We start from the raw sequence: 18,901 nt of genomic DNA on the forward strand, positions 1-18,901 counted from the left end.
CGGATGAAAACGCGGAGCATTGCTGCACTTTTCACAGCGGCGGTGCTGCTGGCGGGGTGCCTGACACCCCCTCAGGACCTGCCAACCGCGACAGATAGTGAAATCCGCGAGAGCGTTTATCGCCACGACGGCCCTCCCGCCCTTTCTTTGATTACTGTTGTAAGTAACGGTACTAATTCCGGCGCCCACAGCGCCCTGCTGGTCAACGGATCGCAGCGCGTTTTGTTTGACCCAGCTGGGAGTTTTGAGGCCAAGTCAATCCCCGAGCGTGGTGATGTGCTTTACGGTATTACGCCACTTTATAAGCGATTTTATATTGGTGCCCATGCCCGCATTACCCACCGTGTGGTTGAGCAAACGATCGAAGTGCCCGCGGGTGTGGCCGAGCAAGCCCTTCAGTTGGTGATCAACAACGGCGCTGTCCCTGCGGCGGGGTGCACCCGAAGCATCACGAGCATCTTGAGCCAGCTTGACGGCTTTGAAAGCATTGGCACGACATACTTTCCCAACAAAGCGCGCGAGCGGTTTGGCGCACTTTCCGGTGTAACGGAACAAGAATATTATGAGACGGATGACGGCAATAAAGCCGTGGCGCTTTCGCAGTATATTGATGTTGATCTGGACTAACGCGCTGGCACTTTAACCAAAACCACCAGTGAGATAGAGCATCCCGTAAAGTGTCGCTGCACCCAAAACGATTGCCCAAAGGACGTTGCGTGTCCAAACACCAACGGCCAACGTGACAATCGCGGCTGACAGGCGCGCGGGGTCCACTTCACCGTTTGTCGCAGGCGGAAACAGCACAACCGGTGCAATCAGCGCGGGCAAAACAGCAACGGCCGTGTAGCGAAGGTGTCGCAAAATCCATTCTGGCAATTCACGGTCACCGATCAGGCCCAAAAATGAAAAGCGGCTAATGAAGGTCCCAAGCGCTAAAACACCGATAATTAGCCAAACTTTTACATCATCCGAAATCATGACTTAGGCTCCTTTTTCAGCATCAACTCAGCCTGAGCGCCCGCGATCATAGCCGCGATGCCTGCGATGATAATTCCAAGGCTATAGGGCACATTCATGCACAATAGGGCCACTACAACAGACGTCGCCGCGGCAATAACGTGTGGCAGTGTGCGCAAAGCAGGTGCGATAAGTGCGAGGAACGTAATCGGGATCGCAAAGTCGAGCGCATATTCCGGCGGAATAGAGCTTCCCAGTTTTGCCCCAACGTAGGTCATCGCATACCACGTTGAGCAAATGGGTGTGACGGTGCCCGCAAAATAGCGCAGCTTTTGGGGGAGGGTCCAAGCGGTTTCGTCTTGGAATTTTTGATCCGCAAGTGCGTATGTTTGGTCCACCATCGAATAGCTCACAAGCGCACGTTGCCAAAGGCCGGCTTTGCCCAGATGCGGCACCATTGCGGCGGAATACATGGCCATGCGCAGGTTCACAGCAAGCGATGTTGCCAGCACGATAAGCGTGGGTGCGTCCTCGACCATAAGCTGCACTGCTGTGAATTGCGCGGCTCCCGCGATGACCAAAACGCCAAAGCCCATGACTTCTGCAATGTTTAATCCGGCTTCCGTGCCCACGACCCCAAACAACAGTCCAAATGGTGCGATGACCAAAAGAAACGGCAGGCCGTCGCGGAAGCCCTGCAGATATGTCGATTTCGCGGTGGTAGATGACATTGTGACTCTCTAGGTTATTCGAGACATGACTTAGACGAGTGTCAGGGGGATGCAAATGGCTGATGAGGCAGATTACATTATCGCGCCAGATCCACTGGGTGCGCGCGGTGGTTTGCGCCTGACGCGTTCGGTTGCGGGGGTGGATCATACTGGTGCTCAGATTGAGACGCCCGTGGTCGAAGAACGTCCTTTGACCATCTATTTGAACAGTCAGGAAATCGTCACGGCGATGACGATTGGTGACTTCCCTCAATACCTCGCGCTTGGGTTTTTGCGCAACCAAGGGATGCTTGATGATGCTTCTGACGTCACTGGCGTAGACTACGATGAAGAGCTTGAGACTGTGGTTGTGCGCACGGCCAATCAGACGGTGTTTGAGGATAAACTCAAGAAAAAGACACGCACCAGCGGCTGTGCTGTTGGGACAGTTTTTGGTGATATGATGGAGGGCCTTGAGGGCGTGACGTTGCCCCAAGTGCCTGTGAAAACGTCATGGCTTTACGCATTAGCGCATCAGATTAACACGACACCCAGCCTTTATCTGACCTCAGGTGCTATTCACGGCACGGTGCTTTGCCAACAAGATCGTCCCCTCGTTTATATGGAGGACGTTGGTCGCCATAACGCAGTTGATAAAGTAGCTGGCTGGATGCTGTCAGAGGGTGTCAGCCCATCGGACAAGATTTTGTACACCACAGGCCGCCTTACATCGGAGATGGTGATCAAAACAGCGATGATGGGTATTCCGGCCTTGGTGTCACGTTCTGGCTTTACGGCATGGGGCGTCGAGATTGCCCAGCAAGTTGGTTTGACGTTGATTGGCCGGATGCGTGGGCAGCGGTTTGTCTGTTTGGCTGGAAATGACCGGTTGGTGCGCGATGCTGATCTTGCCTGCGTTCGCGACGAGCCATCGAAATCTGGCCGTAAGGGAGCGAAGCAATGAAGCAACCCTTCGGTGTTATTCTGGCGGGTGGCCAAGCACGCCGGATGGGCGGCGGGGACAAGGCGCTTTTGCAGCTTGGCGGCACAACGTTGCTTGAGCTGGTGATTGAGCGTCTTGAACCGCAAGTGGCGGGGCTGTGCCTTAACGCCAATGGTGATTCTGCGCGGTTTGGCCAAATTGGTCATGACGTGGTTGCTGACAGTATCGGTGGGTTTGTTGGTCCTCTTGCGGGTGTTCTTGCGGGTCTTGATTGGGCGGCTGAGCAGGGTGCGGAAACGGTTGTAAGCGTTGCTGCGGACACGCCGTTTTTCCCATGTGATTTGACGCCCCGTTTGATGATGGCTGCTGATAATATGACCCACCCGCTGGCTTTGGCGGCAACGGATGGCCGTCATCCTACGTTTGGAATTTGGCCAGTCGCCTTGCGCGATGATCTGCGCGCGGCCTTGCAAGGGGGCCTGCGCAAAGTCGTCGCGTGGACCGATCAGCATCATGCGGCAGCCGCTTCGTTTGAAGTTGGCTCTTTTGATCCGTTCTTTAATATCAATACGCCTGAAGATTTGGCGCAGGCGGAGCGGTACTTATGACGGAGCAAAAGGTTTTTGGTGTCATTGGCTGGAAAAACGCAGGAAAGACGGGCCTGATGGAGCGGCTTGTGGCTGAAATTACCGCGCGCGGTTTTTCAGTTAGCACGTTGAAGCATGCGCATCATAATTTCGACATCGACCAGCAGGGCAAAGACAGCTACCGCCACCGCGATGCAGGCGCACAACAAGTGCTTTTGGCCAGTGCAAACCGGTGGGCGTTGATGACTGAATTGCGCGGAGAGGCTGAGCCACCGCTTGAGAAATTGCTGGCACAGCTGGCGCCCGTTGACTTGGTTTTGGTCGAAGGCTTCAAACGGGACACGCACCCCAAAGTGTGTGCTTACCGGCAGCAAACATCCCAATCCATGATCGAGGACGCATCGGTATTAGCCTATGCCACTGACACAGTGCTTGATACGCCAAAACCGCAATTTGATTTGGATGATACCGTCGCGATTACGGATTTCATCTGCGCAAAGGCGGGTCTGTGAGCTTCGATCAGATCATCGCGGTCGATTGGTCATCTTCCTCGACGCCATCTTCGGCCAAGCCCGTTGCGAACGCGATTTATGTTGGCTTAAAGGTGCGCGGGCAGCCAGTAGACATGCAGTATTTTCGAACGCGGCTGTCGGCGATGGATGCTATTTGCGCGATGCTTAATAGGGCGCAAGATGCTGGCTCGCGGGTTCTCGTCGGGTTCGATTTTGGTTTCGGCTACCCACAGGGTTTTGCACAGGCTCTGACGGGGCAATCTTCTGCGCTTGGCGTATGGGATTGGCTGGCCGAACGCATTGAAGATGGGCCGGACAACAAAAATAATCGCTTTGAAGTGGCCGATCAGATCAACCGCGCTTTGGATAGTATCGGACCTTTTTGGGGGTGCCCGAGGGGTGCTGAAACCGATGCGTTGCGCCAACGCGGGTCCGAGCGGGACCCCCGGCAGTTCCCTGAGCGCCGCACGGTCGAGGCATTGACCTCAAGCGCGCAACCAATGTGGAAGCTCTACACTCCGGGCTCTGTTGGTGGGCAGTCTCTTGTGGGGTTGCCGATGTTGGCCAAGCTGCGGGTGCGCTACGGCGGCGGCATTACAGTTTGGCCGTTTGAGACAGGTTTTGCAAAGCCCGCAACAAATATTGTACTGGCTGAAATTTACCCGTCATTGTTTGATGCAACGCTTCGCATGGGCGATGATGGAACGATATTTGATGTGCTCGACGCGCGTCAGGTCCGCGCGGTTTGCGAGGCGTTTGAGAATGCTGAGTTGGACGCGCTTTTTGGCGCAGGTTTCGATCAGACGACGGACGCGAAAGCTGCGCAGATTGCCTCGGAAGAAGGGTGGATATTGGGTGTGCGAAAGCAAAAAACAGATGGCGACAGCTTGACGCCTCCGCCTCTTGGGAACGACTGTTTTGCGATGCCGCAAGGCGTCAGTTGGACGCCCGTGGATCAGGCGCTGGATCAGTTGAAAAAGCGGGTTCGTGCCGTAACAGCTACAGAAACCATTGCGGTGAAAGACGCGGTGGGGCGCTACCTTGCGAGTGATGTTTTCGCACAGCGCGCAAACCCACCACACGCTAATTGCGCGGTCGACGGGTATGGGTTTTCGGCAGATGCGATCTTGGAAGGGCCCAACGAATTACCCGTTGTTATGGGGCGCGCCGCCGCTGGCGCGCCGTTTTCGGGTGCTGTTCCAAAAGGTCATGCAATCCGTATTTTGACGGGCGCGGTTGTCCCGATCGGTGTTGATACGGTTGTACTTGAAGAGGATTGCACTGTTGAGGCGGATGAGCAGGGGCAGCCCATTCGCATCGCTTTCCACGGAGGCCTACGCAAAGGCGCCAACACGCGCAAGGCTGGTGAAGATGTTATGAAAGGTGATGTGATGCTGCGCGCTTCGCGTAAAATCACCCCTGCGGATGCAGCGTTTCTGACGGCTGGTGGGATTAGTGATATTGACGTTCGCGCACCCCTTCGTGTTGCAGTTATTTCTACCGGTGATGAGTTGGTCGAGGCGGGCAGTACCGCCAGAGCGGGTCGAATTTTTGATGCAAATCGCCCCATGCTTTTGTCGATGATCACGGCTTGGGGGTTTGAACCTGTTGATATGGGGATCATCCGCGATGATCCGGACGCATTGAAGGCAGCACTTGATGAAGCGGCTAAGTCTGCGGATGTGATCCTGACATCAGGTGGCGCATCCGCGGGTGATGAGGACCACGTTTCAAAGCTGTTGCAAAGTTCAGGCTCGCTTGCGTGGTGGCGGATTGCGGTCAAACCCGGGCGGCCGCTGGCATTGGCGATGTGGGGCGGTGTGCCTGTGTTCGGCCTGCCTGGAAATCCCGTTGCAGCCTTTGTCTGCACAGCTATTTTTGCACGTCCCGCGATGATCTGTTTGGCTGGTGGGGATTTCGCAGCACCGCAAGCAGTGACCGTACCCGCGGGTTTTTCAAAGCGTAAAAAAGAAGGCCGCCGCGAGTTTCTGCGGGCCCGTCTGCGTAACGGTGTTGCCGAGGTTTTTGCCTCAGAAGGGTCTGGCCGGATTGGTGGGCTGTCGTGGGCCGAAGGGCTGGTGGAGTTGCCAGACGAGGCGCAGGATATCACCCTTGGGACACCCGTTCTCTACATTCCGTTTTCAAGTCTTGGTCTGTAGGTTTAGCTGAACATTCCGGCCACACGACCTAAAAGCATGAATGCCAATGCGGTGCGTGTTGTGGACAGTTTTGCCAATTCCGCATCGGATGCGTGTGGTTCAAATTCCATCATGACTTTGTCAAATCGGCGCAAAAAGTGGTGCGCTGCGTCCCGAAAGATGACGTCTTCTTTCATGCGTCCTGCGGTTAGGGCCAGGGATGATCTGTCGCGTACACCGCCAAGGGCTGCAATCGCGGGGCCGCGCTCACCTTGCGCAAAGCGCCGCCACAGCTCTGGTTTGGCGCGATCATGGCGCAGGTCGTCCATGTAGATGCCCTCTTGGCTCAGCAGGGTCAGCATGTCTTGTGCGGCGGTGATCAGTTGGCTGGCGCGGTGATCTTTTAGGGCCTTGCGAAGTGCGGCGAAGCCAACGGTGTCTTCGGCGGTCTCGGGGAAATTGAGTGCGCGGATGAAATCTTCGTTTTCAAGCGCGGGCTGCAGCGCTTCCATCGGTGTGCCGAGGGGAAGGGCGGTTTGCCCGTCCGCGCTGGTGGTTGCTTTGATTGCATCGATGCTGATGCGCGGGGCATCAGAACGGCTTGAAGTGAATGTTGCCAGCGCCGAAGATGTTTCGCGCGCTGTGGCTGCGATTTCTTCGAGCTTTTTCTCAACGTCTGGGCGCGTCGTTTCAGTGACGGCCTTCTGTTGCTCAAGATATGTTTTGCGCATCCCGTCGATGGCCGAATGCAACCTGCCGCTTTCTTCGCGCATCACACGGATCGAACGCGCTGCCGTTGCAGCGACCCAAATTAACGCCACGGGCATAAAAACCGCGAGTAGGACCATAACGAACTGAAGGCTGTTGAATGATCCTTCTGTCGGCAGCATCAAAAAGAATACCGCTGAACCGATTAACCACACAAGCGTCAGCGCTGCTGCGATCACCTCGGTCGAGGAAATCGCGCTGCGTTCGGGCGGGGCAAGCAAGTCATTTTTCGGCTGTGACTTGGATTGAGGCTGTGAATGCGGTGAGGTTGTGGCCATCACGAGTTACGAAAATTTCACGGACAGAATTTCGTAAGACCGCGTGCCACCGGGGGTGCGGACCTCGATGCTGTCACCTTCTTCTTTCCCGATCAAAGCGCGCGCCAACGGCGAGGCGATGTTCAGCAGGCCGCGCTCAATGTCGGCTTCTGGCTCACCCACAACTTGATAGGTCTTTTCTTCATCGGTGTCTTCGTCAACCAATTCAACATGCGCGCCGAACTTGACGGTGCCCGACATTTTTGAGGTGTCAATGATATCTGCACGGCTGAGGATAGCCTCCAGCTCTGCGATGCGGCCTTCGATAAAGCTCTGTTTTTCACGGGCAGAGTGGTACTCGGCGTTCTCTTTAAGATCGCCCAATTCACGCGCTTCCGCGATCGCTGCGATGATCTCGGGGCGATCCTTAGATTTCAGTCCCTTTAACTCCGCATCAAGTCGATCTGCGCCAGCTTTTGTGAGAGGAATTTTATCCATTTTCTGTCTTTCTAAGGCCGTGGTTTTGTTGCTCGATCTATTGCGCTACAAAACGCAAAAGCAAAGGGAAATGCAAGGAGCAGGCACAGGATTGAGCGACTAATTGCAGCCAAGGCGCCGCGTAATGAAAAACCAGCGCCTTTTTTCAATTGACCCCTTTAATTCCTGTCGCCATATATTTTTGCAACATTTATTGGAGCCGAAAAAAATGTCCCAGATTGAACGTGAAGCAATGGAATATGACGTGGTCATCGTTGGCGCAGGTCCAGCTGGCTTGTCTGCCGCCATAAAGCTTAAGCAACTTGATGCGGACATGAACGTTGTTGTGCTCGAAAAGGGTTCAGAAGTTGGCGCGCATATTCTGTCTGGCGCGGTACTTGATCCTGCAGGCCTGAACGCGCTGATCCCTGACTGGAAAGAAAAGGGCGCGCCGCTTAACGTGCCTGTAAAGGACGACAATTTCTATATGCTTGGCGAAGCCGGTCAGGTGCGCCTGCCCAATTTTGCAATGCCGCCGCTGATGAATAACCACGGCAATTACATCGTCTCAATGGGTAATGTCTGCCGTTGGATGGCTGAGCAGGCCGAGGAGCTGGGCGTTGAGATTTTCCCAGGCATGGCATGTTCTGAATTGGTTTACGGTGACAACGGTGAGGTCAAAGGTGTTGTTGCGGGTGAGTTCGGTTTGAATGCCGATGGCACCCCCGGTGATGCTTATGAGCCGGGAATGGAGCTGCATGGCAAATATGTTTTCTTGTCTGAGGGCGTGCGCGGTTCGCTGTCCAAGGAAGTGATTGCTAAATATGAGTTGGATAAAAACTCAGGGCCGCAAAAATACGGCCTGGGCATGAAAGAGATTTGGGAAATTGACCCCGAAAAGCACAAAGAAGGCAGCGTCACTCACACAATGGGGTGGCCGCTGAATGGTAATGCGGGTGGCGGGTCTTTCATCTACCACCTCGACAATAACCAAGTTTATGTCGGCTTCGTTGTGCACCTGAACTACGAAAATCCGCACTTGTTCCCTTACATGGAATTCCAGCGCTTTAAGCACCATCCGATGGTTGCGGAGCTACTCAAGGGCGGCAAACGTGTTGCGTATGGCGCGCGTGCGATTACCGAAGGCGGGTATCAGGCGATGCCAGAACTTGCGTTTCCTGGTGGTGCGCTGCTTGGATGTTCTGCGGGTATGGTCAACGTTCCACGGATCAAGGGCAATCATAACGCAATGCTTTCAGGGATTGCTGCGGCTGAAGCTGCGGTTGAGGCCATTAAGGCCGATCGCGCGGGTGATGTCCTTGCTGGCTACGCCGAACGTGTGCACAGCGGCCCAATTGCAAAAGACCTTAAGAAGGTGCGCAACGTGAAGCCACTTTGGTCAAAATACGGCCTTACTGCTTCGCTGACCCTTGGTGGCTTTGATATGTGGACCAACAACCTCTTTGGGGTCTCTTTGTTGGGCACGATGAAGCACGGCGAAAGTGACGCTGCCGCTACGGGCGAGGCGAAAGACCACAAACCAATCGAGTATCCCAAACCAGATGGTGTGTTGTCGTTCGACCGGCTTACAAATGTAAGCTTTGCAATGACCAACCACGAGGAAAGCCAACCGGCGCACCTCAAGCTGAAAGACCCCAGCATACCTGTGGCCGTGAACCTGCCAAAATACGCAGGCCCGTCAGCGCGGTATTGCCCCGCTGGGGTTTATGAGTTTGTTGAGGAAGCGGGTGCGGATACGCGGTTTGTGATTAACTTTCAAAACTGCGTTCATTGCAAAACTTGCGATATCAAAGACCCCAGTCAGAACATCAACTGGACCACGCCGCAGGGCGGCGATGGGCCGAACTATCCCAACATGTGATCCTTGTTGGGTCCACTTGACGAAAAGTTCATTGATCAGGGCGCTCTGCGGGGCGCCCTTTTTTGTGCCCTTTGCTTGTGGGTGGGGCGCAACTCGGGCAAGCTGTCCTGACACAGAGGAGACCCCATGCGCCGATACATTCGCCCCATCGTTTTGAGTGCCGCCTTGCTTCTGCCCGCCGTTGGTAACGCGCAGGGCATTGCGGGGTCCTATCTTGCGGGGCGTCATGCGCAGTTTAACGGTGATTACGCAGCGGTTGGCCAGTATTATTCCCAAGCACAACGCAGCGACGCGACCAACCCAGCCTTGCTTGAGGCGGCCTTGGCAGGCCGTGCAAATGCCGGTGACGTAGCAGGTGCTGTCGCACTTTTGCGTGGTTCTGATCTTGACATGAACCAAAGCCAAATCGCGGGATTGATTGCCGTTGCAGGTTTGGCAAAAGGTGAACAATTTACGGAAATTGTCGAAGGGTTCGGGGCAGGCCGACGCATAAGCCCTCTTGTTGACGGCTTGGTCTTGGCTTGGGCAACCTTGGGCCTAGGCGATGTAAGCGCTGCCACCGATTACTTTGAGGATATGGCCTCAATGAACGGTATGAGCGGCTTTGCGAATTTGCACCACGCTTTGGCCAAGGGCACATTCGGTGATTTTGAGGGCGCGCTGGGCCTGTTGACTGACGATAAAGTTGGCGCCCTTGGGTATACGCGGCGGTCGATCATGGTGCGCGCTGAATTCTTGAGCCAACTGGGTCGCAACATAGATGCAGCCGCGCTCATTGATGATAACTTTCAAGGGGCACTAGACCCTGAATTACAAGAACTGCGCAGTGGTCTTGAGGGGCGCAAGGCCGTACCTCTGACGACAGTTTTGACTGCGCAACAGGGATTGGCTGAAGTTTTCTGGACTGTTGCATCGGTTCTCCGCGACGAGGCTGGCCCAGATTTTGCGCTTCTTTACGCACGTGCAGCGGCCTATGTGCGGGCTGATTTCGATGAAGCGAATTTGCTGATCGCGGGTCTGTTAGATGAGTTGGGCAATCATGTTTTGGCGGCGGATGCTTATGGTCAGATCACGCCGGACAGCACCTCCTTTCATGCCGCAGAGATCGGTCGTGCAGAGGCGCTTTTTGAAAGCGACCGCAAAGATGAAGCAGTTGAGGCATTGACTGCGTTACAAGACAGTCACGCTGATCTGCAGGTGGTCCACTCAACCCTTGGAGATATGTTACGGCGTCTTGAGCGGTTTGAGGAAGCAACGGCAGCCTATAGTACCGCGATCAAGCTTTTGGAGCAGGGCGATCCAAACGCATGGTTCTTGTACTATGCGCGCGGGATATCGTTTGAGCGGCGCGATTTGTGGCCACAGGCAGAGGCTGATTTTCGCAAAGCCTTGGCCCTCAACCCCGATCAGCCGAACGTGCTGAACTATCTTGGTTATTCACTTGTTGAGAAGAAAATTAAGCTCGATGAAGCATTAGAGATGATCGAGAAGGCCGCAGCTGCACGTCCTGACAGCGGCTTTATCCTTGATAGTCTTGGGTGGGTTTTGTACCGGCTCGGACGTTATGACGAGGCCGTAGCCCCGATGGAAGTTGCTGCTTCACTTGCTGCGACTGACCCTGTGGTGAACGACCACCTGGGGGATGTGTTGTGGGCTGTTGGTCGACGGACTGAGGCACGTTTTCAGTGGTCACGTGCATTGTCTTTCGATCCAGCGGAAGATGATTTGCCGCGGATTAGGCGCAAGCTGGAAGTGGGACTTGATGTGGTGCTCGAAGAAGAAGGCGCCCCCGCATTGCCGCCAGTACAGTCTGGTGGCTGACCTCCGGTTTTGGATATTTATAAACAAAAGAAGACCTTATGACATCCGAGACACGCCAACTGGCGCCTGCAAAAGTGAACTTGACCCTGCATGTCACGGGGCAGCGAGATGACGGCTATCATCTTCTTGATAGCTTGGTGGCCTTCGCCGATTTCGGCGATGACGTTTATGTATCGGCTGGGCCCACACATTTGAGCGTTGAGGGTGATTTGGTCGCAGGTGTACCGACGGGGCCAACAAACCTGATGTGGCGTGCACTTGATGTGATGGGGGCCGAGGCGTCTTTGAGATTGGTCAAACGTCTGCCTGCTGAGGCCGGCATTGGTGGCGGCTCGTCTGATGCAGCAGCCGTTTTGCGCGTGATCGGTGGCAGTACGGTTGAACAGCAGATGTCGCTTGGTGCTGACGTGCCTGTTTGTATGCTTGCAACTGCTGCGCGGATGCGCGGCGTGGGTGAGCAGGTGGAAAAAGTTGCACTGCCGCTACTGCCTGCTCTTTTGGTGAACCCCCGTGTTAGCATGCCGACACCAGCAGTTTTCAGTGCTATGACAAAGCGCACCAACGCTGAAATGCCGGTAATCCCTACGTTCGAGGGCGTTGCGGATGCGGCGGATTGGCTCGCAACGATGCGCAATGATATGCAAGATGCGGCTATCTCAATCCAGCCAGTAATCGAGCGTGCGTTGTCTGATTTGCGCTCAACCCGGCAGTGTTTATTGGCGCGCATGTCGGGGTCGGGTGCGACGTGCTTTGCAATTTATCCAACCATGAAGGCTGCACATTTTGCGGCCTATGAGCTGGGTGCGATGCATACAGATTGGTGGATCAGGCCCTGCACATTAAGCTGAGGTCTACCTAACGCGCGCGACCACATAATCAGCAAGATCAAGAAGCATATCCTTCAACTCACTCTGTTCAATCACGCTTAGTGATGCTTTGGCTTTATCTGCCCAAGCAACTGCGTCGGCGCGGGTCGCATCAAGTGTGCCGTGGCTATCCATTAGGCGGAGAGCTTCTTCCAAATCACCATCGCGCTGGTCGCCTTTTGCGATGGTGCGGTGCCAAAAATCACGCTCGGTTGTATCGGCTTTGGCAACGGCTTTGATGACGGGCAGCGTTAGTTTGTGCTCGCGGAAATCGTCCCCAACGTTTTTGCCAGTAGCTTGGGTGTTCCCGCGGTAATCCAGCAGGTCGTCGACAATCTGGAATGAAATGCCCAACGCGTCACCATACGCGAAAAGCGCCTTTACCACATCATCGCTTTGGCCTGCGATGACACCACCGACTTCCATTGCTGCTGAGAAAAGCGCCGCCGTTTTGCCGCGCACAACCTTGAGGTAAATTTCCTCATCGGTTCCCAAATCAGATGCTGCGGTTAGTTGCAGCACTTCGCCTTCCGCGATGGTCGCTGACGCGTTTGATAGGATGTCCAGTACGCGCAAATTACCTGTCTCAACCATCAACTGGAACGAGCGGGCAAAGAGATAATCGCCGACTAAAACGCTTGATTTATTGTCCCAAAGCAAGTTGGCCGTGGGGCGTCCCCGCCGTTGGCCGCTTTCGTCTACAACGTCGTCATGCAGCAAAGTAGCCGTGTGAATAAATTCAACCGTTGCCGCCAAATGGATATGAAACGGTCCTTCGTAGCCACACATTTTCGCACTGGCCAACGTCAACATGGGACGTAGGCGTTTGCCGCCAGCATCGACCAGATGCGCGCTGACTTCGGGAATGCGGGGGGCGTGCTCTGATGCCATGCGTTCGCGGATCAATTCATTGACTGCAGTCATATCGGCATCAAGTGCGGCGGCGAGGCGCTCGTGTGGCTTTGTTGCGGCGTTATCCAAACCCATGAAAAGGTCTCCTTGCTCGACAACCCGTGGCAACTAGCCTTAGATCGGGGGATGAAAGAACTTATGCGCAGCAACGATCCGACGGCCATTGCCTTCGCCAAAGCTTTGCTATCCGGCGAGGGTATAGACTGCTTTGAAATGGACGTAAATATCAGCATTCTTGAAGGCAGCATTGGCATTTTGCCGCGCCGGTTGATGGTCCGCCAGGCAGACCATTTCATGGCAGCTGCTGCGTTGCGTGATAATGGGCTGACGGTTAGCGAATGAGCGAAACACGCGATGATTTTCTGGGCGGTAAAGTGAAGGCCTATCAACCTGCGCAAGGGTATCGTGCGGGTGTGGACGCGGTGTTGTTGGCGGCTAGTGTGCCCGCAAAACCAGCAGAGACCGCGCTGGAGTTGGGATGCGGCGTGGGTGTGGCTAGTTTGTGCCTTGCCGCGCGAACAGATGTGGCAGTCACGGGTGTTGAGCGGGACAGTTGTGCGGCGGAATTAGCTGGGCGCAACGGTCTTGATGTGGTCCATGCTGATCTTGCGGCGCTTCCCAGTGAGGTACGCGAGCGCAGCTTTCACCATGTGTTCTGTAACCCGCCGTATTTTGATCGCGGGCGGGGAAATAAATCGGATGATGCGGCGCGCGAGGCAGCACGCGGTGAGCAAACTCCGCTTTCTGTTTGGCTGGATGTTGCCACAAAGCGGCTTCGGCCAAATGGTACGCTGACTGTCATCCAAGATATTTCGCGACTGCAAGATGTGTTGGGTTCACTGGATGATCGGCTTGGTCGGGTGACGGTATTGCCGATCGCATCGCGGGTAGGGCAGCCTGCGCGACTTGTGATTGTCCAAGCAAAGAAAGCCTCGCGCGCGCCATTTTCTTTGTTGGCGCCGTTGATTCTGCATAAGGGTGAGCGGCACGAAGCGGACGAAGAGACTTACACACCCGAGGTGCGTGGGATTTTGCGGCACGGCGCGCAATTATTCATCCGCAATTAACCACGTGTGAAGAAATTCGGCTAAATTCAGCTGATTACTTGAATCCTTTTGCAGCTGCGGCGTGACACAAGCGGGCTGCGTGTGCTCCACTAAAATCACACATCAGTAGAAAAGGACGCGCCTATGGCATTAAGCACGCATATCCAGCAACTGAAACAAAAGCATGAGAATTTATCGGAGACGGTCGCGCGCCTGCAGCGCATGCCTGCCGTTGATGATTTGCAAATTGCGGCGATGAAGAAAGAGAAGCTGAAACTCAAAGAAGAGATTTCGCGCCTCGCTTCTGCCTGAAGTATCACGCTGACGCGCAGACCAGTTTGGGTGGCGCGTCAGTTATTCAACATCTGCTGCATGAAGCAGTGTTCGGCCTTCCGCGAAGGACTTTGAGGTATTGATCTCGTCCAGCAGCCAGTCATGAAACGCTTTCACCTTGGGGCGGGTCTCGTTGCCTTGTGGGCATACAAATCGAAATTGTGCGGGCGTAATCAGTCCCAGGTCAAAAGGTGCCACAAGTCGTCCTGACGCAAGCGCGCGCGCAGCAAGCGATACGCGACCCAACACGACGCCCGCGCCCGCAATTGCGGCGTCCAATGCATGATCAGCTTGGCTGAACCTTGCACCGTGATCCGGGTCAATGTCGACCTTCGCGGCCCGCGCCCATTTGGCCCAATCACATGTAATTTTAAATGCGTCCATACTGTCATCGTGGATGAGCGGCGCATTAGTTATTGTTTCTTTGGTGCCGAAATTTGCCGCCATTTCAGGGGTCATCATCGGCGTGACCCATTCGCTTACAAGTGGTTCTGAATAGACGCCGCTGTAGCCGCCTAATCCAAACCGAATGGCTACATCGACTTCGTCTCGGTCAAAGTCGACCAATCGTAGGGATGCCGAAAATCGCAACTCAATCGTGGGGTGTGCCTGGGCAAAGTCGAACAGTCTTGGGGCCAGCCATTTAGAGGTGAACGCAGGGCCCGCGGTGACTGTAAGGGTCGTGTTGTCGCTTAAGCGGCGTGTGTTGCGCCACGCGGATGTTATCGCTGCAAAGCCGTCATGTACGCCGGGGGTTAAGGCGCGACCCGCCTCTGTCAGCTCAACTGCGCGATTAAGTCGAATGAACACTGGTGTGCCCAAATCCGCTTCAAGAGATTTGATCTGATAGGATAGTGCTGCAGGTGTTACATTTAACTCATCCGCTGCTTTGGCGAATGACATATGGCGTGCGGCGGCTTCAAAGGCGCGTAGGGCGGTGAGCGGAGGAAGGCGATCAGACATTTCAGTTTAATACAGCTTAACTGACGGTATGGGAAGTCTCGTTTGTAGAGTGCGTGCAAGAGGCGCATATACAACAGCAGGGAGAGACACATCTCATCAATGGAGTTTAATATGTTTGAGAGTACAACAAGCGAAATTACACGCAACGCAATGCAAATTGCCCATGAGGAACGCGCGATTGCGTTTCGTCAATTTTGGGCATGGATGCTGAACCGTTTCAACGAACCTGCACTGCGCACTACGCAAGCCTCAGCTACGTAAGTGGCCGCGCATCCGAATGCGTGATGCAGTTTGTCGAGAAAAGGGCCGCTCCTGATGGGGCGGCCCTTTGCAATTTAGTTGAGGCAAGCACGAAGCTTAGCTCATATATTGGCCGCCATTCGCGGAGATCGTTGAGCCGGTGACAAAGCCAGCGTCATCAGAGGCAAGGAACACAACGGCCCGCGCCATCTCTTCTGGCTCACCCAAGCGACCAACAGGGATTTGCGGCAGGATGACTTCGTTCATCACTTTTTCGGGGATAGTCGCCATCATTTCCGTGTTGATATAACCCGGAGCCACCACGTTTACTGTAATGCCTGCGCGGGCACCTTCTTGGGCCAAGGCTTTTGTAAAGCCGATGTCGCCTGCTTTTGTAGCGGCATAGTTGGCTTGGGCGAACTGACCTTTTTGGCCATTGATCGATGAAATTGTTACGATGCGACCAAATTTACGTTCGCGCATGCTGCCCCATACGTTGTGGGTCATGTTGAACACGCCGTTCAGGTTTGTGTCGATGCATTCGTGCCATTGTTCGGGCGTCATCTTATGAAATGGCGCGTCGCGGGTGATGCCAGCGTTGTTGACCAAGATATCAACAGGGCCGAGGTCTTCGGCAATTTGGGCGATGCCAGCTGTACATGCGGCATAGTCGGCAACATTCCACTTGTATGTTTTGATGCCTGTCTCGGCTGTAAAGGCAGCGGCTTTTTCATCGTTACCAGCATATGTAGCAGCAACTTTGTGGCCTTCTGCGGCCAATGCCTTAGCGATTGCGGCACCAATGCCGCGGGTTCCGCCTGTGACGAGGGCTACGCGTGTCATGTTGATTCTCCAGTCAGGGTTATTCGGTAATCTAGTTACAAATTAAAAATCCTGCGCGCAACTATATTGCGCACAGGATTGATATTTTTGGTTGGTTACGGGCGTTCTACGCACATAGCAACGCCCATACCGCCGCCAATACACAGCGTTGCGAGGCCTTTTTTCGCGCCGCGACGCTTCATCTCAAAGAGCAGTGTGTTCAAAACGCGGCAGCCTGATGCACCGATCGGGTGGCCAATGGCGATTGCGCCACCGTTTACGTTTACGATGGCCGGATCCCAACCCATGTCTTTGTTCACTGCGCATGCCTGAGCGGCGAACGCTTCGTTGGCTTCAACCAGATCGAGATCGCTTGCTGACCAGCCCGCTTTATCAAGCGCCTTGCGGCTTGCGTAAATTGGCCCAACGCCCATGATTGACGGGTCCAAACCTGCGGTGGCGTAGGAAACAATCCGTGCCAGCGGCTCAATGCCGCGCTTTTCGGCGTCATCTGCGGACATCAAAAGTGTTGCTGCTGCACCGTCGTTAAGGCCTGATGCGTTTGCTGCGGTGACGGACCCTTCGCGTGTAAATGCGGGGCGTAGCTTTGCCATGGCATCCATTGTCGCGCCGTGGCGAATGTATTCGTCCGCGTCGACGGTATTCTCGCCTTTGCGTGTTTTCACGATGAACGGCACGATCTCGTCTTGGAACTTGCCAGCCAATTGTGCGGCCTCTGCCTTGTTTTGCGAGGCCACGGCAAACTCGTCTTGCATCTCACGGGTGATGCCCCATTGATCCGCAACGTTTTCAGCTGTTTGGCCCATGTGATAGCCATTGAATGCGTCCCAAAGTCCATCGCGGATCATCGTGTCGATGTACTGCATGTCACCCATCTTTTGGCCTGCGCGCAATGTTGCGGCATGGGGGCTAAGTGTCATGTTTTCTTGTCCGCCTGCGGCCACGATTGAGGCATCACCCAACTGGATGTGTTGTGCAGCCAATGCAACGGCGCGCAAACCAGAGCCACAAACTTGGTTGATGCTCCATGCAGCAGACTCTTTGGCGAGGCCTGCGTTGATGTGCGCTTGGCGCGCAGGGTTTTGACCTTGGGCAGCTGTAAGAACTTGGCCCAAGATTGTCTCGGAGACTTCTGACGCATCGATGCCTGCACGTGCGACGACTTCGCGCAAAACGGCTGCGCCCAAATCATGTGCTGGTGTGTTGGCAAAGCTGCCCATAAAGCTGCCGACGGCTGTGCGTGCGGCGGATGCAATAACGACGTTGGTCATATCCCTGAGGTCCCATTCTTAGTTGGCTGGCCCTCGCAAACTGCAATTTGCGCATGTGTTTACGCGCGAAAGGGCCCTGATAATGCCTCTTGCGTAGTGGGAATGGTCTGATGAGTCACGGAAGTATTTAATGTTTACGCTAGCATAAGCAGTAGATTGCCCGCAAAAATACGCAGAAGTTTCGGATTGGCGTCACCGCTGTGTGACTTAGGGTCAACTTTGGTGTGTGTCTGGCAGAAATTGAAATGGGAGAGATGTTTTGAATGATGGATTGACGCGATGCGACTGGCTCGATGGATCTGAGATTTACCGCCACTACCATGACACAGAGTGGGGTGTGCCGGAGTACGACAGTCGCGCACTTTGGGAGAAGCTAATTCTCGATGGCTTTCAGGCCGGTCTGTCGTGGATCACCATTTTGAAAAAGCGCGAGGCGTTCATTGAGGCGTTTGAAGGGTTTGACCCCCACCGCATCGCTACATGGGGTGAGGCGGATGTTGAGCGTCTGTTGGCAAACCCTGGCATCGTTCGCCACCGCGGTAAAATCACAGCGGCGATCAGCAATGCGAATGCCTTAATTCGCCTAGAACGTGAACAGAGCTTTAGTTCCTATTGCTGGTCATTTGTTGGGGGCACACCTATTCAGGGGCATATCATGCGCCCCGAGGACCGGCCCGCCCAAACAGTAGCATCGGCAGCACTCTCAAAAGACCTGAAAAAGCGCGGTTTCAAGTTTTGCGGCCCCACAATCGTTTATGCATGGATGCAGGCTTGTGGGCTGGTCAACGACCATTCGCTTGATTGCCACAGGTTTGAGCCGTGCCGCCTTATGGGGTCAAAAGCGCGCTGATCATCGCCTTAGCTGACGGGCTGTTCCATTCTGCATCACCAACCATACGTGCAATTTCGCGCCCCTGTGGATCAAGTATCAAAGTTGCCGGTAAGCCGAGTACGCCGATTTGACGCGACAGGATTTGCTTGGGGTCGCGGTAGAGCGGCAGATTTTCGACACCGATGTCGTCAAAGAATTTACGCATGGCCGCAGGGTTGTTGCGCCCGGTCGCAATGGTCACCACGGCAAAGTCGTCACCGCCAAACTCTGCCTGTAATTCTTGAAGCATCGGCATCTCTTTGCGGCATGGTGCGCACCAGGTTGCCCAGAAGTTCAAAACGACGTGTTTACCCTCATAGGCCTCAAGCGTCGCTGGCGCGCCATCGAAGGTTTGAAACTCTGCCTCTGGCATATCTTTTGCGGCGGCATGGAAGTTCAGCTTTTTCATGCTGCCCATCAGCAAATCTTCCAGCGCGGGATTGGCCGCAGCATTTGTTGCGATAAGAGCGAAGGCCATATAAAGCGACACAAGATATTTCATTT

The 18,901-nt window shown here is 54.7% G+C and carries 22 protein-coding genes; 13 read left to right on the forward strand and 9 right to left on the reverse strand.

Annotated elements, in window-relative coordinates:
* Positions 1-3 precede the first annotated feature (3 nt).
* Positions 4-627: a hypothetical protein gene (locus NIG5292_RS07130; protein WP_074842095.1), complete on the forward strand. Its 624-nt coding sequence runs from the start codon at positions 4-6 to the stop codon at positions 625-627.
* Positions 628-639: 12 nt separating this feature from the next.
* Here the strand turns inward: NIG5292_RS07130 and NIG5292_RS07135 are convergent, their stop codons facing one another.
* Both NIG5292_RS07135 and NIG5292_RS07140 read right to left on the reverse strand, forming a co-directional pair.
* The gene (locus NIG5292_RS07135) at positions 640-978 is read right to left on the reverse strand and encodes an AzlD domain-containing protein (RefSeq protein WP_048598840.1); all 339 of its coding nucleotides are present in this window, start codon (positions 976-978) and stop codon (positions 640-642) included.
* A complete protein-coding gene (locus NIG5292_RS07140; protein WP_048598841.1) occupies positions 975-1,688 on the reverse strand; it encodes an AzlC family ABC transporter permease in 714 nt (237 codons plus the stop codon). Before NIG5292_RS07140 ends, NIG5292_RS07135 begins: the two co-directional genes overlap by 4 nt.
* A 49-nt stretch (positions 1,689-1,737) precedes the next feature.
* On the opposite strand from NIG5292_RS07140, the gene NIG5292_RS07145 reads away from it, so the two are divergent.
* Genes NIG5292_RS07145 through NIG5292_RS07160 form a run of 4 tightly spaced genes read left to right on the forward strand, consistent with a single transcriptional unit; the run spans position 1,738 to position 5,868 of the window.
* A complete protein-coding gene (locus tag NIG5292_RS07145; protein ID WP_048598842.1) occupies positions 1,738-2,631 on the forward strand; it encodes a formate dehydrogenase accessory sulfurtransferase FdhD in 894 nt (297 codons plus the stop codon).
* Complete coding sequence (mobA, locus tag NIG5292_RS07150) at positions 2,628-3,218, forward strand: molybdenum cofactor guanylyltransferase MobA (protein ID WP_048598843.1); 591 nt, start codon at positions 2,628-2,630, stop codon at positions 3,216-3,218. Before NIG5292_RS07145 ends, mobA begins: the two co-directional genes overlap by 4 nt.
* Complete coding sequence (mobB, locus tag NIG5292_RS07155) at positions 3,215-3,709, forward strand: molybdopterin-guanine dinucleotide biosynthesis protein B (RefSeq protein ID WP_048598844.1); 495 nt, start codon at positions 3,215-3,217, stop codon at positions 3,707-3,709. Before mobA ends, mobB begins: the two co-directional genes overlap by 4 nt.
* Positions 3,706-5,868 carry a molybdopterin-binding protein gene (locus tag NIG5292_RS07160; RefSeq protein ID WP_048598845.1) on the forward strand — a complete coding sequence of 721 codons (2,163 nt, stop codon included), beginning with the start codon at positions 3,706-3,708 and terminating at the stop codon, positions 5,866-5,868. The genes mobB and NIG5292_RS07160 overlap by 4 nt, the downstream gene beginning before the upstream one ends.
* Before the next feature lie 2 nt (positions 5,869-5,870).
* On the opposite strand, the gene NIG5292_RS07165 is transcribed toward NIG5292_RS07160, so the two are convergent.
* Both NIG5292_RS07165 and greA read right to left on the reverse strand, forming a co-directional pair.
* Positions 5,871-6,893 (reverse strand): hypothetical protein, encoded by a 1,023-nt coding sequence (locus NIG5292_RS07165; RefSeq protein ID WP_048598846.1) that lies wholly within the window; start codon positions 6,891-6,893, stop codon positions 5,871-5,873.
* A gap of 6 nt (positions 6,894-6,899) precedes the next feature.
* Positions 6,900-7,370 carry a transcription elongation factor GreA gene (gene greA, locus NIG5292_RS07170; protein WP_048598847.1) on the reverse strand — a complete coding sequence of 157 codons (471 nt, stop codon included), beginning with the start codon at positions 7,368-7,370 and terminating at the stop codon, positions 6,900-6,902.
* A gap of 208 nt (positions 7,371-7,578) precedes the next feature.
* Here greA and NIG5292_RS07175 point away from each other — a divergent pair, with 208 nt between their 5' ends.
* From NIG5292_RS07175 to NIG5292_RS07185, 3 genes are all read left to right on the forward strand, one after another.
* Entirely contained in the window at positions 7,579-9,231 is a 1,653-nt protein-coding gene (locus NIG5292_RS07175) for an electron transfer flavoprotein-ubiquinone oxidoreductase (RefSeq protein ID WP_048598974.1), read from the forward strand.
* Positions 9,232-9,357: 126 nt separating this feature from the next.
* Positions 9,358-11,052: a tetratricopeptide repeat protein gene (locus tag NIG5292_RS07180; protein WP_048598848.1), complete on the forward strand. Its 1,695-nt coding sequence runs from the start codon at positions 9,358-9,360 to the stop codon at positions 11,050-11,052.
* 38 nt (positions 11,053-11,090) lie between these two features.
* The gene (locus NIG5292_RS07185; RefSeq protein WP_048598849.1) at positions 11,091-11,900 is read left to right on the forward strand and encodes a 4-(cytidine 5'-diphospho)-2-C-methyl-D-erythritol kinase; all 810 of its coding nucleotides are present in this window, start codon (positions 11,091-11,093) and stop codon (positions 11,898-11,900) included.
* Between the two features lie 3 nt (positions 11,901-11,903).
* On the opposite strand, the gene NIG5292_RS07190 is transcribed toward NIG5292_RS07185, so the two are convergent.
* Positions 11,904-12,905, reverse strand: coding sequence for a polyprenyl synthetase family protein (locus NIG5292_RS07190; protein ID WP_048598850.1), 1,002 nt, complete (start codon positions 12,903-12,905; stop codon positions 11,904-11,906).
* Between the two features lie 51 nt (positions 12,906-12,956).
* On the opposite strand from NIG5292_RS07190, the gene NIG5292_RS07195 reads away from it, so the two are divergent.
* The 3 genes from NIG5292_RS07195 (at position 12,957) to NIG5292_RS14605 (ending at position 14,188) form a co-directional block, all read left to right on the forward strand.
* Complete coding sequence (locus NIG5292_RS07195; protein ID WP_048598851.1) at positions 12,957-13,172, forward strand: putative signal transducing protein; 216 nt, start codon at positions 12,957-12,959, stop codon at positions 13,170-13,172.
* Positions 13,169-13,897 carry a tRNA1(Val) (adenine(37)-N6)-methyltransferase gene (locus NIG5292_RS07200; RefSeq protein WP_048598852.1) on the forward strand — a complete coding sequence of 243 codons (729 nt, stop codon included), beginning with the start codon at positions 13,169-13,171 and terminating at the stop codon, positions 13,895-13,897. The genes NIG5292_RS07195 and NIG5292_RS07200 overlap by 4 nt, the downstream gene beginning before the upstream one ends.
* Before the next feature lie 123 nt (positions 13,898-14,020).
* Entirely contained in the window at positions 14,021-14,188 is a 168-nt protein-coding gene (locus NIG5292_RS14605) for a DUF465 domain-containing protein (RefSeq protein WP_074842094.1), read from the forward strand.
* 42 nt (positions 14,189-14,230) lie between these two features.
* Here NIG5292_RS14605 and NIG5292_RS07205 read toward each other — a convergent pair whose 3' ends face one another.
* Entirely contained in the window at positions 14,231-15,172 is a 942-nt protein-coding gene (locus NIG5292_RS07205) for a transcriptional regulator GcvA (protein WP_048598853.1), read from the reverse strand.
* Positions 15,173-15,283: 111 nt separating this feature from the next.
* On the opposite strand from NIG5292_RS07205, the gene NIG5292_RS14945 reads away from it, so the two are divergent.
* A complete protein-coding gene (locus NIG5292_RS14945; protein WP_158441650.1) occupies positions 15,284-15,433 on the forward strand; it encodes a hypothetical protein in 150 nt (49 codons plus the stop codon).
* Between the two features lie 96 nt (positions 15,434-15,529).
* On the opposite strand, the gene phbB is transcribed toward NIG5292_RS14945, so the two are convergent.
* Positions 15,530-16,255 (reverse strand): acetoacetyl-CoA reductase, encoded by a 726-nt coding sequence (gene phbB, locus NIG5292_RS07210; RefSeq protein WP_048598854.1) that lies wholly within the window; start codon positions 16,253-16,255, stop codon positions 15,530-15,532.
* Between the two features lie 95 nt (positions 16,256-16,350).
* Positions 16,351-17,526: an acetyl-CoA C-acetyltransferase gene (locus NIG5292_RS07215; protein ID WP_048598855.1), complete on the reverse strand. Its 1,176-nt coding sequence runs from the start codon at positions 17,524-17,526 to the stop codon at positions 16,351-16,353.
* Positions 17,527-17,785: 259 nt separating this feature from the next.
* On the opposite strand from NIG5292_RS07215, the gene NIG5292_RS07220 reads away from it, so the two are divergent.
* Positions 17,786-18,376, forward strand: coding sequence for a DNA-3-methyladenine glycosylase I (locus NIG5292_RS07220; RefSeq protein WP_048598856.1), 591 nt, complete (start codon positions 17,786-17,788; stop codon positions 18,374-18,376).
* On the opposite strand, the gene NIG5292_RS07225 is transcribed toward NIG5292_RS07220, so the two are convergent.
* Complete coding sequence (locus NIG5292_RS07225) at positions 18,354-18,899, reverse strand: TlpA family protein disulfide reductase (RefSeq protein ID WP_048598857.1); 546 nt, start codon at positions 18,897-18,899, stop codon at positions 18,354-18,356. The two genes, NIG5292_RS07220 and NIG5292_RS07225, sit on opposite strands and share 23 nt — an antisense overlap.
* Positions 18,900-18,901 lie beyond the last annotated feature (2 nt).

Origin of the sequence: Nereida ignava, from assembly GCF_001049735.1 — a bacterium.
GTDB classification, from domain to species: Bacteria; Pseudomonadota; Alphaproteobacteria; order Rhodobacterales; family Rhodobacteraceae; genus Nereida; species Nereida ignava.